Raw genomic sequence first — 14,623 nt, 5'->3', positions numbered from 1 at the left:
GCATGAACTTCCGACATCTCGGTAGCAGCGGTCTGATGGTCAGTGAGATCTCCTACGGGAACTGGCTGACCCATGGCTCCCAGGTCGAAGAGGTGGCGGCGCTCGCCTGCGTCCGCGCCGCGCTCGACGAGGGCATCACCACTTTCGACACCGCGGACGTCTACGCGGCCACGCGCGCGGAGGAGGTGCTCGGCCGCGCGCTCCAGGGCCAGCGCCGCGAGGGCCTGGAGATCTTCACCAAGGTGTACTGGCCGACCGGGCCGGGGCCCAACGACCGGGGCCTGTCGCGCAAGCACATCCTGGAGTCCATCAACGGCTCGCTGCGGCGGCTGAAGACGGACTACGTGGACCTGTACCAGGCGCACCGTTACGACACCGAGACGCCGTTCGAGGAGACGATGCAGGCGTTCGCGGACGTGGTGCGCCAGGGCAAGGCGCTCTACATCGGCGTGTCCGAGTGGACGGCGGAGCAGATCCGCGCGGGTGTGGCGATGGCGAAGCAGCTGGGGTTCCAGCTCATCTCCAGCCAGCCGCAGTATTCGATGCTGTGGCGGGTGATCGAGGGCGAGGTGATTCCGGCGTCGAGGGAGCTGGGGGTGGGGCAGATCGTCTGGTCGCCGATTGCCCAGGGCGTGCTGACGGGCAAGTACAAGCCGGGGCAGAAGCCGCCGGAGGGGAGCCGGGCGACGGACGAGAAGGGCGGCTCGCGGTTCATCCAGCGCTTCATGACGGATGACGTGCTGACGCGGGTGCAGCAGTTGAAGCCGGTGGCGGACGGGGTGGGGCTGTCGCTGGCGCAGCTGGCGGTGGCGTGGGTGCTGCAGAACTCGAACGTCGCGTCGGCGATCATCGGCGCGTCGAGGCCGGATCAGGTGAAGGAGAACGTGAAGGCGGCGGGGGTGAAGCTGAGCGCGGACGTGATGAAGAAGATCGACGAGATCCTCGGCCCCGTGGTGGAGCGGGATCCGGCGAAGACGCGCCAGAACGCCCCGGAAAAGCGTCCGTAAAACCCGGCCCAAGGGGACACCATGAGCCCACGGTGCCCCCACTCCCTCGCCCTCCGGGAGAGGGTCGGGGTGAGGGTGCCCGGACCCGTCCTCCCACCCGTGGCCCGGAAGAGGGCCACGGGTTGCTCATGCCGGGAGTGAGTCGTCGATGGGGAAGGGGACCCCCTCGCCCCCGAGCCGCTTCGTGCGCGCGAGCAGTTGGTGGAAGCGGTCCGTGCCATTGCGCGCGTCGAACTTCGCCGCGATGCCCTCGGCCTGGGAGGCGAGCCAGCCGCGCAGCGTGCGGGTCTCGTAGGTATCCCCGGGCGAGTACAGCGCGAAGGCGCGCGGCAGGGAGAGCACCACCCGCTCCCGGCCCTCCACCACGGCCCGCTCCAGGAGGGCGAGCGCGGCGGAGTGGAAGGTGAAGCGGTCCCGGTGGCTGGCGTGCTCCAGGGCCCAGCCCACATGGCGCTCGAAGAGCTTCAGTCCGCGCTCCACGTTGCCGGTGAGCGCGAGGAACTCCAGGTGCTCGCCCACGGTGGCGAGGAACTCGCGGTTGCGCTGCACCAGGGCATAGCCGCGCAGGTGGCTGTCCCTCGCCTGCTCCAGCCGTCCCAGCTTGAAGAGCGGGTAGAGCACGCTGCCCAGCGTCAGGTGCGGCACCTCCGCGCACCCGTTGCGCCCCTCGAGCAGCGGCCGGGCCTTCTCCAGCACCACGGCGTACTCGCCCCGGTCGATGTGGTGGTCCAGCTCGTCATCGAGCTCGCAGGCGCGGCAGTCCGTGAGGTGGTCGCGCGGCTCGCGTACCCACTGGGCCCAGAAGTCCTCCGCCACCTCCGCGTCGCCCATGTCCCGGGCGGCCTGGTAGCGCAGCTTCAGCACCGCCCGCCGTCCCGCGCCCGCCTTCGCGAAGCACTGCTCCACGTCGTCCAGCGCACCCGCTATCTGCTTGCGGCTGATGTGGGGGAACTCGTCGAGCCGGCCCACCACCCACTTCTGCTTCCAGAGCAGCGGCTCCGGCGGGTAGCGCACGGGGTCTCGCTGCTGCTGGCCCCGGCACCAGGCGAAGGCGACCAGGGCCCTGTCGGGGAAACCCCCGAAGGTGGCCGCGTCGATGAGCGCGTCCCGTACCTCGTAGGCGAGCGGCCCGTCCGCGTGTGCGTCCGCGAGCCGGGCGGCCTCCTCGAGCGCCATCACCTTCGCCTCGCCCGGCTCCAGCCTCTCCGCGCGCCCGAGCAGATTCTTCACCTGCTCGCGCCAGTCCTGCTCCCTCAATGCATGCCCCCAGTGCCTTCGTCGTCATCCAGCCGCGCGGCGATGAGGCCGAGCAGCCCGCGGTTCAACAGCGCCATCTCCCGCGCGTTGAGCGGGCGGTGTCCCAGCAGCAGCGCCTGCACGTACAGCATCTCCACCGACAGCGTGAGCTGCGCGGTGTCCCGCACCCGCGCGAGCCGGCGCACCACGGGGTTGCGGAGGTTGAAGCACAGCTGCGGCCGCTCCTCCTCGGGGGACCCGGCCAGCGCGCCCTCCAGCACGGAGGCGTACAGCTCGTCCGTCTCCTCGCGGGCGCGCTCCACGTCGCGCCGGAAGGCCCCGTCGTCCACGTCCCCGTAGAGCGTGGGCACCTCGGGCGGGAGGAACTTCTTGATGGTGACCTCGCAGCGGAATGGCTCCAGCGCCTCGGTGGCCACCTGCCGCAGCCGCGCCACCGTCTGGCGCTCCTCGGCCGTCAGCTCCTCGAAGTCCTGGGGGAGCTGCGCGGCGGAGAAGAGCTCCACCCGGGCGCCGGGCATGACGCGCGGCAGCTTCTCCAGCAGCGCGGTGTCATGCGTGTAGGCCCCGTTGAGGATGCACAGGCCCTGCGCCGCCGCCACGCGCGCCACCTGCCGGAAGGCGTCCAGCGTGTTGACGTAGCGCACCGAGGGGTAGGACTGGCGGTATTGCCCCAGCGTCATCATCCCCAGCGTCGTCTCGAAGGGAAGCCAGTGGATGACGAGCCGGAAGAAGTCGTCGTCGTCCAGCGCGAGCGCCTTCACCGACAGGCCGTGCAGGGCGATGAGCCGCTGCAGGGTGCGCGGGTCGCTGTGGGCCAGGTCCACGAGGTACTGGCGCAGGGACTGGCCGAGCGACTCGCGGGCGCGCGCCAGCGTGGCGTCCTCGTAGAAGGCCTCGCGGCTGGCGGTGGGGCGCAGGCCCTGGGCATTCACCACGCACTTGACGAAGAAGGCCCACTCCGGGAGCAGGTTCTCCGCGCTCTCGGACAGCAGCATGTCCTTGAGGTAGACGCGGTGCTTCTGGCGCGCGTTGAAGTGGGGCGAGAAGGGCAGCACGAAGGCCACCCCCTCCACCTGGCCCGCCTCGGCGCGCAGGGGGATGCAGTCCACGAAGTCCTGGCCGAACACCTCGCGTCCGTAGGCCAGCAGTACCGTCCGGCGCTCTCCGGCGCTCTCGTACTCGCGGCGCCAGGGGGGCGGGGCCGGGTTGAGGTGCTCGGCGCGGCCGTCCACGGTGAGGTGGATGGGGAAGGGCAGCAGGCCGCCGTAGTGCACCGCGAGCTGCCGCACCCGATCCGCGGTGAAGTACTCGGCCGCGTCCTCCCGGGCGACGAGGAAGACCTGGGTGCCCGGGTGCTCCAGCGGGTGCTCGGAGGGCCGCACGGTGTAGGTGCCGTCATGCCGGCCCCGCCACTCCATGGTGCGCCCGTCCCCCTTCGCCGAGCGCGTCACCACCAGCAGCTCGTCGCACACCATGAAGCAGGACAGCAGGCCGATGCCGAACTGGCCGATGAAGTCGTCGCGGCGCGCCTCCAGCGTCTCGCGCTTGGAGCTCTCGCCGATGGTGGCGAGGAAGCGGTGCAGCTCCTCCTCCGTGAGCCCCACGCCGTCGTCGGTGAAGAGCAGGGTGGGCAGCCCGCCGTCCTGCTTCTGGATGAGCTCCATCCGCACCGTGCCCGGGTGGGAGGGCTCCAGGTGCCGCCGGGCGCGGATGGCGTCGGTGGCGTTCTGCAGCAGCTCCCGCACGAACACGCCGGGCGTGCTGTAGAGGTGGTGGGAGAGGAGGTCGATGACCCCTCGGAGGTTGACCTGGAAGCGATGGTCCACGGGCGGCGCAGCCTATAGCGGGTATGCCGCGAGCCGTACGCCCTCATGGGTCATGCTGTCCACCGGCGCATGAGCCGCCAGATTTGCCGCTGGACGATTGCCCGCCCGCCGAATATGCGGCCCCTCGACCGCGGGGTGCCCGGGTGGCACCGCGGGAGTCCTGACTCGTTTCGAGGAGGCGTACGCAATGCGCAACAAGTTCATGGCAGTGACGGTGGGAGCGCTCCTGGGGCTGTCCGGTATGGCGGCCGCGCAGCCGCCCGAGGGCAAGGGTCCGCCCGCCGGGAAGGGGCCGGCGAAGAAGGAGGCCGCGGCCACGGCGGGCAAGACGGAGCTCACCTGGTGGGGCCACGCGGCCTTCGTGCTGCGCACCCCCGGTGGTGCCACGCTGGCCATCGACCCGTGGTTCTCCAACCCCAAGGCCCCGCAGGGCGCCCAGTGGCCGGAGCAGGTGGACGCCATCCTCGTGTCCCACGGGCACTTCGACCACGTGGGCGAGACCAAGGCGCTGCAGCAGAAGACCGGGGCCCAGGTGTTCGGCTGCTACGAGCTCATCAGCCTCCTGGGGATTCCCCAGGACAAGGCGGTGGGTGGCAACGTCGGCGGCACCTTCAAGGTGAAGGACGCCACCATCCACTTCGTGGAGGCGGTGCACTCCAGCAGCTACGCCGCGGACGAGAAGAGCCCCTCGCAGTACGCGGGCGCGCCCATGGGCTTCGTCATCCAGATCGACAACGGCCCCACCCTGTACCACGGCGGTGACACCGGCCTGTTCGGCGGGATGAGCCAGATCGCCGAGCGCTTCAAGCCCACGTACGCCCTGCTGCCCATCGGCGGCCACTTCACGCTGGACCCGACGGGCGCCGCCCAGGCCGCCCGGCTGCTCGGCAACCCCACGGTGGTGCCCATGCACTACGGCACGTTCCCCCTGCTGGCTGGCACGCCCGACAAGCTGGAGGCGGACCTGAAGAAGGCGAAGAGCAACGCGAAGGTGAAGCCGCTCGAGCCCGGCAAGGCCACCGCGCTGTAGTCCGACGTTCCGGCCCCGCCTCCTCTGGGGGTGGGGCCGTTGGCGCCGGGACGCCAAGTGGGGTATTTCCTGGCTGTCTGTCTGGTGCGCGGCACCTGGGGTGGACTTCCAATGGATCTAGGCAAGGCGGGTTGGCTCTCCTCGATGCTCGAGGAGTCGGTCGCGGCCCACGTACGTGCGCCCGCTCCGGTGGTGCCCCCGGGCCTCTCCGACTCCAGCTCCGGCCGCGCCCGTGCCCGCTCGTACCTGCGCCGGATGCTGCGCGCCAGTGGACTGCTCTATGGCACGCCCGCCGATGGTGGGGTTCCCGCGGAAGGTGTGTCCTCCGAGCCCTCCGGGCCGGCGGCTCCCGAGGAGGTGCTCTTCCGCGCGGTGGTGAGGACCTTCGCGCGCATGGCCCTGGACATCGCGGCCCTCGCCGGAACGCCTTTGGGGCCTCGCCGTGAGCAACTGTTGCTGCTCTTCGCCGTCCTCACCGGCCAGCTCGACGAGGCGCAGGCCATCGAGGAGAAGCTGCGCCAGGGGCACGAGGCGCCGAAGCGGCTGTGGGGCAGGGTGGAGGACGCGCTGGAGCGGCGTGCGCTCTCGCTGTCGGGGGATCCGGCGTATGGGCTCGTGCTGCACAACGGGGCGCTCTACGCGGATGGGCACATGTTCGGGCGGCAGGCGCTCGACTATTTCTCCCGCGGAGGGTTCAACCGCGAGATGGCCCGGCGGCGCATCGACTTCGCGGCGCGGCAGAAGGCGTTGCTCGTGGAGGTGCTCACGGGCCTGGCCTGTGTGGACCGGCAGCCCTCGTTCTCCGCGCGCCGCGCCATCCTCCGGCAGGTGGAGGACCTGGGGCTGCCGGACGCGCTGGAGGGGGAACTGCGGACGGCGGTGAGACAGTCCTTCGAGCGCCGGGGCTCCTTGAGCACGGCGGTGAAGGACGTGCGCAGCGTGGACCTGCGGCGGTTCATCCTGGAGCAGACGCTGCTGGCCTCGCTGGTGGATGGACGGCGGACGCGGGGCGAGCGGGCCTTCATCGATCAGCTCGCGCATGCGCTCCGGGTGCCGGAGAGCACGGTGCACCAGCTGGAGCTGGAGGTGGCCGAGTTCTACGCGAAGAACCGCTCGGTGGTGGATGTGTTCACGGTGTCCTCGGCGGCGAATCTGATGGGCGAGGACATGGTGTCCCGCATGCAGAACACGCTGGAGCGGAACTTCCACCGGCTGATGCAGGAGGTCCGCGAGACGGGTGAGCTGTATCACCTGCTCACGAAGGTCGCGCGAGGACAGACGCTGACGGCCGAGGAGCGCCAGCGGATGCGGGCGCAATTGATTGACGTGGCGAAGGCGATTCCAGCGCTCGCCATCTTCGCGGCGCCGGGAGGGATGTTGTTGCTGGTGGCGCTGGCGAAGGTGCTGCCCTTCAACCTCCTGCCGAGCTCCTTCCAGGACGAGCCCGAGCCCGTGAGTCCCGAGGGGGAGGGCACGGGCGGTGGAGACGAGCCCCCGGTCCGCGAGGTGGGCTGACTCCGGCTCGGAGTGGGTGTCTCCCTTCCTCCCTGATAGAATCACGGGCCCGCGTTCAGTGCGCGCGGCTCGATGGGGAGGTGCGGCTTGACCGTTCGTCTCGTTGGCGCTTGTCTGAGACGTGCGTGGCTGTTGTCTCGCGCCACCATGTTGGCGCTGGTGGCCCTGTGGTTGGTTCCGCTCGTGGGATGCGGCTCCGCTGTTCGCACTGTGCGCCTGGACACGGGGCAGGACAGGTTGCTCGTCTTTACTCCGCGCGGCGCCGAGCAGCCCGTGGAATTGCGGACGGGCGAGTTCAAGGCATCACTGGCTGCATTGGTGCGGGATGTGCGGCCTGCCTCCCATCCGCTGCAACACGCCCGGCGGTTGATGCTCGATTCGCTGTGGCACGAAGACATCTACCTGAGGTGGACGGAGGGGCGCCTGGAACTGGACTCCGGGGGAGAAGCGGCTCGGCGAACGGCCCAGGAGTGCCTGGCGCTGACGCACGCCTACGGGCGCTGGTGCGAGCGTCAGGGCCGAGTCCGGGACTGTCTCTCGCTCCTGACAGAGGGGCCTGTCCTCACCGCGGATGGACGGTACGCGCTGGCCATGGAACTGGCCCTCGGCTCGGTGTGGAACGAGACGATGGACGCCTTCAAGGGCATGGCCAGCCCCGAGGCGGTGCGAGCCACTCTTGTCTCCGCGATGGCCATGTATATGTCGCTCTGGCTGCTGCCCGAGCCCGTCTCGAAAAGCGTTGCGGCGACGTTGACCGCCGGGCTCATCGTCTACCTGGGCGTGGACACCGTCTGGAGTCTCATCCAGGGCTGGAGGCTGCTGGTGGCGGAGGTGGATCGGGCCACCACCTTCACCGAGCTGCGCGAGGCGGGCGAGCGTTTCGGCCGGGTGATGGGGAAGAACTCCGCGCGTGTCTTCCTCCTGCTGACGACGGCGGCAATTGGGAATACAGCGGGGCTCGCGGTGAAGGGGCCGGGGTTGCCCGGGGCCGCGCGGGCGACGGTCCTGGCGGAGTCACAGGCGGGCTTCCGGTGGGCCGCGGTGGGCGAGGTACGCTCCGTGGCCGTGTCCGCCGAGGGCGCATTTACCATTGCCCTCGCTCCAGGCGCGGTCGCCATGTCGGCGCAGGGCCCGGGTGGTGGCACTTCCTCCGGAGAGACGACCGTCTATATCTCCAGGGACAAGGTTACCCAAGAGGTGGACTATGTGGGCATTACCGATAAGATGGCGAGGCGCTCCGCGGAGCAATTCAGACAAAGAGGCCTCCACATTGATGCGCTCATGGAACGGCTGCCGAGGGAGGATGCGCGGGCTGTCGAGCAGGCGTTGATTGAGATTCATGGCCTCAGCAAGAACGGAGGGACGCTGATGAATCGCATCAACAGCATCGCTCATTCCAACCCGAAGTACGCCGCCGCGCTGCGCCGGGGGCTGGAGCTTCTCGAGTCCATCGGCTACACAGGAAGGTGACATGACGAAACGGCGCAGGCGGGCACGGCTCGGAGATGTCCTGGAGGTCAGCACGCCTCGTGGATTGGCTTATATCCACTACACCTATTTCACCGAGGAACCGTATCGGGAGGTCATCCGCATCCTGCCCGGCTTCTTCGCCACGCGTCCGACAGAATTCACGGAGTTGGTCAATCACCCGAAGGCGTTCTTCGCCTTCTACCCGGCGCGAGCGGCAGTCTCCCAGGGCGCTGTCGAGGTTGTTGCCCACCATCCGCTGTCACCCGGCCAGGCGTTCCCGGCCGTGTATCGGTGGGCGGGAGCAAGGAGTCGGGAAGGCAGGGTCCTGGCCTGGCGGATTTGCGAGGGCACGAAGGAAACGCTGGTTCGGGACCTCAGCGACGAGCAGCGTTATCTGCCCATCTTCTCCATCTTCCTTCACGACTCCCTGGTGTCCGCTTTGACGGATGAATGGCGGCCCGAGCATGACATCGGCATCCCCCCGGCGCTGAGTGAATCGTCCCCCAAACCGGAGGTACCCAAGCCTCCGGACGATTCGGTCCCGCATCGCGTCCAGCACTTCCTCTATTTCCCGAAGGCGAAGGACGGCAAGGCCGTGGCGGACCATCTCTCCGCGCAAGGCTTCACGGTGGAGCGCCGCAAGAGCGCCGAGGGGAAGAACTGGCTCGTCCTGGTCACGCACACGGTGGGTCCAGAGTCGCGGGACCTGGACTCGGTACGTGAGTCCCTGGAGCGCCTCGCCCAGGCGCACTCCGGGGAGTACGATGGTCACGAGAGCGCCGCTCCAGGGTGACAATCCCTCTCACGCCTTCTGCCGCTGAAGCCTCGCCACCAGCCGCCGCAGGTCCTCGTTCGACCTCACGTACTCCGTGCTGCTCTTCTCCTCGGTGAGCTGCTTCTCCAGCGTGGGCAGTGCGCTGCGCGCCAGGGCCGCCGCGTCCTTCGCGTCCTCCACCAGCCACTCCGTCCCGAGGATGAGCGCCATCCGCGTGTCCGGGTCCTTCTCCGTCATCCGCGCCAGCAGTGCCCCCACGTGCACCGCCGTCCTGCCACGCCCCACCTCCAGCGCCGCGCGCGCCACCACGCCCTTGTCCGCGTCCTCCAGCTTCTTCACCCAGCAGCCCGTGTCCGTCCCGCACGCCTTCGCCGCCTCCAGCCGCTTGCCGTGCCGTGCAATCATCTCCACCCGCTTCTTTCCCAGCGCCCCCGGGTCTCCGCACCCCTCGCCTCCCAACGCCTCGCACTCGGCCGCCGTCCTCGCCGGCTCCGCCGCCGCCAGCTTCTCCAGCACCGGCAGCTCCCGCGCGTCTCCCAGCATCGTCAGCGCCTCGAGCGCCGCCTCGCGTGCGTACCAGTCCCCCTGGCCCGCCGCCTTCTCCAGCGCCGGCAGCGCGTCGCGTCCGCCCAGCCGCGCCAGCGCGTACGTGTACTCCCCGCGCACTCCCGCATCCGGCTCGGACACCAGCGCCGCCAATGGCTTCACCGCCGCCGTCGAGCGCATCCTCGCCAGCGCATCCGCCGCCCGCGTCCGCACGATGGCCTGGATTCGCGGATCCTCGTGCTTGAACTCGAGCTGCTTCACCAGCGACGCCTCCGCCCGGTGCTCCCGCAGGTCTCCCAGCAGCTGCGCCGCCTTGAAGGAGTAGCTCGCCGGGTTGATGCCGTTGCGCTGCGCCCAGCTCGACAGCTCCGGGTTCTTGCCCTCCAGCACCGCGAGCAGCGCGTCCGACGCGGGCTGGCCCAGCTGGAAGAGCGAGAACGAACTCTCCACGTAGAAGGACACCCCCCGGCGCTCCTTCGTCAGCATCCGCACCAGCGTGGGCACCGCCCGCGCGTCCCCGATACGGCCCAGCGCTTCAATCGCCTTCTTGTTCAGGAAGAGCTCCGCCCCCTCATCCGTGGCCAGCGCCATGAGGGGCTCCACCGCCTCCTTCACGCGCATCTGCCCCAGGGCCTGCACTGCCTCGATCTGCGTGTAGTTGTCCCGCGCCTTCAGCAGCCTCAACAGCACGGGCACGGCCTTGGGGTCTCCAATCTCTCCCAGCGCCGAGGCCAGCTCCTTGTTCAACTGATTGCCGGCCGAGTCCGTCGCGCTCAGGTCCACCGCGTTGCCCAGCGGCTCCACCGAGGCGGGGCTCTTCACGTCGGCGAGTGCCCGCGCCACCGCGGCCTTCACCTCGGGCTTCTCGTCCGAGGCGAGCTGCCCGTGCAGGAAGGGCAGGAAGCTCGCGCTGAGCTTGCCCGAGCTGCGCAGTGTCTCGAGCACCCGGACCTTGTCCTGGGTCCGCCGCGCCTTGCCCAGCGTCTTTTCCCAATACTCCGGGGATGTCGGGTCCACCTTGCACCCGGAGAGAAGGAGCACGAGCGCGAGGCTCGTTGCGGCAAGCAGGCGAGACATGGGACCCCCCAGTGGGTTGTAGGTGCTTTCCCTGTAAACCCATCCTGTCGGAAGGGGCAAACCGACCCGGGAGATTGGAGTACGCTGCTCAACGCCATGTCCGTTGATACCCAACCTTCCACCCGTCCTCATGTCGTGCGCCGGAAATACCTGGTCGATCCCGGGTTCCAGCTCCGGTACATGCTCCGGCTCGCCGCGCTCGGCGGAGGCGGGGTGTTGCTCGTGGGCGTGCTGGCGTACCGGGCGCACCGGGCCGCGGTGGACAGTGGCGCCTCGCCCCTGGACCTGGCCGCCGGTGGAGAGACGATTCTCTGGCTCACCGGGCTCGGCGCGCTGTGCATGGTGGGGCTGATGGTCCTCATGGGCCTGGTGCTCACCCACCGCGTGGCCGGCCCCGTGTATGTGATGAGCCTCTACATCGCGACGCTCGCCGCCGGCCGCTATCCGCGCATGCGCCCGCTGCGCGAGAAGGACGAGCTGCGCGGCTTCTTCGACCGCTTCAGCGAGGCCGTGGACCGCATCCGCGAGCGCGAGGCCGAGGAGGCCCGGCTCCTCTCCGAGGCCATCGAGACCCTGCGGCCCCTGGCCACCACCCAGGAGACCCAGGCCGCGCTCAGCATCCTCGGCTCCCTGCGCGCCCGGAAACGTCAGGCCACCGAAGGTCCCACCTCGGGTGCGCTGAAGACCGTTGCCTGAAGTCCTCCGGTACAGCAGAAGGCTCTCCCCTATGACCCGCCCCCGCATCGTCTTCATGGGCACGCCCGAGTTCGCCGTGTCCTCCCTGGCCGCCCTCTTCGACATCGGAGACGTGGTGGCCGTCGTCACCCAGCCGGACAAGCCCAAGGGCCGTGGCCAGGCGCTCGCCATTTCCCCGGTGAAGGCCTACGCGCTCGAGCGCGGCGTGCCCGTGCTCCAGCCCCAGAAGCTGCGCACCCCTCCCTTCTCCGAGGAGCTGCGCAAGCTCGCCCCGGACGTCGCCGTGGTGACGGCCTACGGAAAGATTCTGCCCAAGGACGTGCTGGAGACGCCGGCCCGGGGGTGTCTCAACGTGCACGCCTCGCTGCTGCCGCGCTTCCGGGGGGCCGCTCCCATCCAGTGGGCCATCGCCCATGGGGACCCGGAGACGGGCGTGGCGTTGATGGTGATGGACGAGGGCCTGGACACCGGCCCGGTGCTGGCCGAGAAGCGTCTGCCCATCGCCCCGGACGAGACGAGCGCGACGCTGCACGACAAGCTCTCCAAGCTGGGCGGAGAGCTGCTGCGCGAGTCCCTCCCCGCGTACCTGCGCGGCGAGCTGAAGCCGAAGCCGCAGCCCTCGGAGGGTGTGGTGCTCGCCCCCATCATCGAGAAGGAGGAGGGGAAGCTCGACTTCACGCGGCCGGCGGTGGAGCTGGAGCGGCGGCTGCGGGCCTTCACCCCGTGGCCCGGGGCCTTCACCACGCTGGAGGGCAAGCTGTTCAAGGTGCACCGGGCGAAGGTGGGGCAGGGCAGTGGGGCGCCGGGCACGGTGGTGTCCGCGGGGCCGCAGGGGCTGGAGGTGGCGTGTGGCGAGGGCTCCCTGGTGCTGCTGGAGGTGCAGCCCGAGGGCAAGCGGGTGATGACGGCGGGCGAGTTCCTCGCGGGCCGCAAACTGGCGCCGGGCAGCCGGCCCTTCGAGAGCTAGGAAGAAGAGGACACGCGACATGGGCAAGAGGCTGCTGGTCCTGCACGGGCCGAACCTGAACCTGTTGGGCGAGCGGGAGGGGAAGCAGGGCGGACGGCTCGCGGACCTCGATGCCGCGCTGTTGGCCCGGGCCACGGAGCTGGGGCTGGAGTTGAAGGTGGTGCAGTCCAACCACGAGGGCGTGCTCATCGACACCCTGCATGCCGAGCGCTCCCGGCTGGACGGCGTGGTGGTGAGCCCGGCGGGACTCTTCGGCTCCTACCCGCTCATGGAGGCGCTCGAGTGGGTGGGCGTGCCCGCCATCGAGGTGTACCTGGAGCGGCTCGGCGAGCGCGAGTCCGTGGTGGCCGAGGCCTGTGCCGCCACCATCGAGGGCCAGGGCTTCCACTCGTACCTCGAGGCGCTCGAGCGCTTCGCCAGCGGCGACCTCACCGGGGAGCTGACGGAGGAGGAGTCAGAGGACGAGAAGGAGTCGGAGGACGAGGACGTCGAGGACCTCGAGGAGGCGGAGGATGAGGAGGCGGAGGACGAGGCCGGGGAGCCGGAGGGGAAGGGCAAGACGCTCGGCCGCCGCAAGAAGGACATTCCCCGGGAGAAGTCCCTGGCGCTGAGGCCCTCGGGGCCGCTGGCGCGTGCCGCCGATGCACCGGCGAAGGCGCTGGTCGTTTCGAGCGGGAGCCGCAAGACGCTGGGCCGCAAGGTGGTGGAGGCACCGGCCGCGCCTGCCGCGCCCTCGAAGACGCTGGGCCGCAAGGAGAAGGGCGCGCAGGGGACGCCCGCGGCGGACTTCCTCTCCCGGGCCCTGGTGCGGCAGAAGATCGCCGACCGTCTGGGGGGCAGGCTGACGTCGGCGGAGCTGGCGGCGTGGGCGCGCTCGAAGTGGATGGAGGTGCAGCGCGGGGCTGCGGCGGAGAGCGGCTACGAGGACATGCTGGAGGACCTGCTGCTCACGCTCTCCTCCGTGCCCGCCAGCAAGCTGTCGGATTCGGAGCTCGTGAACATGATGACCCGGCTGGACAGGTGAGCTGTGTCCTCGAACTCAATCCTTGACGGCCAGATGCACGTGAACTCAGATGAGATGACCTGAGCGCAAACAGGCCCCCGTTTCTTCGTTGGCTGGAAAGGATTGAATCCATGACCATGACGAGCAGAAGGAGTGGCAATTCCGTAGGCGGGTGGGTGGTTGGGTGGGGAGCCATCGTGGTGGGGCTCCTGGGGGGATGTGGTCCATCCACCTCGGAGTTGGATTCGTCTCAGTCTCCTGGCGGGGGCCCGTTGCTGGCCATGGAGGGCGCGCGGTTGGTGGTGGATGGGAATCCCTGGGACAAACCCGTCGGGCTCAGCCTCAACGGGCTGTCGTACAGTGGATTGAGCAAGAACGGGTTGAATCACAACGGGTTGCTCAACACAGGGCTGAGCGAGAATGGGTTCGCCGCCTCCTCCTTCAGGGAGTGGTTCAATGACGGCTCCACCGCGCTTTCCGACGAGGTGATGCGTTATGTGGTGCGGTGCGCGCTTGCCAAGAACAAGGTTCTGACGTGGCTCAACCCGGTCACTCAGGAGAAACACTCCTGGTCCGGTGGGCTGGGATTGGCCCCGGACTGGGCCAGCGGGAACCCAGCCACCGAGAAAGAGCAGCAGATCATCACCGCTTGCCTGGCGGCGCACGTGAACAAATACGGAGCGCAGATACCCATCTCCATTCTCGGGGAGACGGCACAGGGGATTCCGCTCGGGCTCCAAGAGGGTGAACGGGAGGTGTTCTCCCTGCGGGAGGGGGCCTTCTTCGGCAATCTCTTCCAGGAGGAGGGCGCTTTCGCCTGCCAGGATTCCACCTTCAACATCCCGCCTCAGGAGAGCTCGCTGCGTACCTGCGCGGACTTCCAACCGGGCAAGAAGGGGGAGTCACAATGCACGCCGCTCCAGGTCGTGGGTTTCTGCAATGGGGCGTTGCGGTGTGAGTTGGACGCCACCCGAACCTACTTTCACACCTGCCAATATCAGGGCAAGACATACCGGGCACTCACCACGCATCTGCGTCCGCTGGACTTCGCCCGGTGCGGCGATGGGGTGTGCCAGCTCTCCGAGTCATGTGGAGCGGGCCATCTCTCCAATTCCTGCGCGGCGGACTGCGGGCCCTGTCCTTGAGAGGGTCTTGAGCTGGGGCAGGCGGGCTCGTGGTACAGGGAGGGCAGGGTGAACGCATGCGCCATCGCCATCCAGGTTCTGAGCCGTGTCCGGGCCACGGACGCGTACCTCACGGTGTTCTCGTTCCCGTAGGGGATGGCTTGCCGGCACATCCCCTCCCCGCGCCGCGCTCCTGTCGGGTTGTGCCCAGACATGTTCTTCCGGGGGGCCGGGCCCTGGTTTTCAGGAGCCATGCCTTGGTTGGATGTGTGCCATGTCCACTCGTCCAGGCCATGAGTGCTCGTCGCGCACGGCGGGGCCTCGGCCCTT

The 14,623-nt window shown here is 69.2% G+C and carries 12 protein-coding genes; 9 read left to right on the top strand and 3 right to left on the bottom strand.

Annotated features, from left to right (window positions below; genetic code table 11):
* Positions 1-2 precede the first annotated feature (2 nt).
* A complete protein-coding gene (locus tag AC16DP_RS28125) occupies positions 3-1,007 on the top strand; it encodes an aldo/keto reductase family protein (RefSeq protein WP_329728251.1) in 1,005 nt (334 codons plus the stop codon).
* A gap of 126 nt (positions 1,008-1,133) precedes the next feature.
* On the opposite strand, the gene AC16DP_RS28120 is transcribed toward AC16DP_RS28125, so the two are convergent.
* Entirely contained in the window at positions 1,134-2,264 is a 1,131-nt protein-coding gene (locus AC16DP_RS28120; protein ID WP_329728250.1) for a hypothetical protein, read from the bottom strand.
* Positions 2,261-4,090: an HSP90 family protein gene (locus AC16DP_RS28115; RefSeq protein ID WP_329728249.1), complete on the bottom strand. Its 1,830-nt coding sequence runs from the start codon at positions 4,088-4,090 to the stop codon at positions 2,261-2,263. Before AC16DP_RS28115 ends, AC16DP_RS28120 begins: the two co-directional genes overlap by 4 nt.
* Positions 4,091-4,277: 187 nt before the next feature.
* Between AC16DP_RS28115 and AC16DP_RS28110 the strand changes: the two genes are divergently transcribed.
* The 4 genes from AC16DP_RS28110 to AC16DP_RS28095 all read left to right on the top strand — a co-directional run bounded on the left by AC16DP_RS28110 (position 4,278) and on the right by AC16DP_RS28095 (position 8,898).
* Positions 4,278-5,120, top strand: a complete 843-nt coding sequence (locus tag AC16DP_RS28110; RefSeq protein ID WP_329728248.1) for a metal-dependent hydrolase — start codon at positions 4,278-4,280, stop codon at positions 5,118-5,120.
* A gap of 111 nt (positions 5,121-5,231) precedes the next feature.
* Complete coding sequence (locus tag AC16DP_RS28105; RefSeq protein ID WP_329728247.1) at positions 5,232-6,635, top strand: hypothetical protein; 1,404 nt, start codon at positions 5,232-5,234, stop codon at positions 6,633-6,635.
* A gap of 87 nt (positions 6,636-6,722) precedes the next feature.
* Complete coding sequence (gene sitA5, locus AC16DP_RS28100; RefSeq protein WP_329728246.1) at positions 6,723-8,105, top strand: SitA5 family polymorphic toxin; 1,383 nt, start codon at positions 6,723-6,725, stop codon at positions 8,103-8,105.
* A 1-nt stretch (position 8,106) separates the two neighbouring features.
* The gene (locus AC16DP_RS28095) at positions 8,107-8,898 is read left to right on the top strand and encodes a ribonuclease E inhibitor RraB (RefSeq protein ID WP_329728245.1); all 792 of its coding nucleotides are present in this window, start codon (positions 8,107-8,109) and stop codon (positions 8,896-8,898) included.
* Positions 8,899-8,907: 9 nt separating this feature from the next.
* Here AC16DP_RS28095 and AC16DP_RS28090 read toward each other — a convergent pair whose 3' ends face one another.
* Positions 8,908-10,503, bottom strand: a complete 1,596-nt coding sequence (locus tag AC16DP_RS28090) for a HEAT repeat domain-containing protein (RefSeq protein WP_329728244.1) — start codon at positions 10,501-10,503, stop codon at positions 8,908-8,910.
* A 180-nt stretch (positions 10,504-10,683) separates the two neighbouring features.
* On the opposite strand from AC16DP_RS28090, the gene AC16DP_RS28085 reads away from it, so the two are divergent.
* The 4 genes from AC16DP_RS28085 to AC16DP_RS28070 all read left to right on the top strand — a co-directional run bounded on the left by AC16DP_RS28085 (position 10,684) and on the right by AC16DP_RS28070 (position 14,314).
* Positions 10,684-11,199, top strand: a complete 516-nt coding sequence (locus AC16DP_RS28085; protein ID WP_329728243.1) for a signal protein — start codon at positions 10,684-10,686, stop codon at positions 11,197-11,199.
* Between the two features lie 31 nt (positions 11,200-11,230).
* Positions 11,231-12,166, top strand: a complete 936-nt coding sequence (fmt, locus tag AC16DP_RS28080) for a methionyl-tRNA formyltransferase (protein WP_329728242.1) — start codon at positions 11,231-11,233, stop codon at positions 12,164-12,166.
* A gap of 19 nt (positions 12,167-12,185) precedes the next feature.
* The gene (locus AC16DP_RS28075; protein ID WP_329728241.1) at positions 12,186-13,190 is read left to right on the top strand and encodes a type II 3-dehydroquinate dehydratase; all 1,005 of its coding nucleotides are present in this window, start codon (positions 12,186-12,188) and stop codon (positions 13,188-13,190) included.
* Positions 13,191-13,441: 251 nt separating this feature from the next.
* A complete protein-coding gene (locus AC16DP_RS28070; protein ID WP_329728240.1) occupies positions 13,442-14,314 on the top strand; it encodes a hypothetical protein in 873 nt (290 codons plus the stop codon).
* The last annotated feature ends 309 nt before the right edge of the window (positions 14,315-14,623 follow it).

This window comes from Archangium sp. (assembly GCF_057119385.1).
This window is presented reverse-complemented; position numbering and strand designations above follow the sequence as displayed.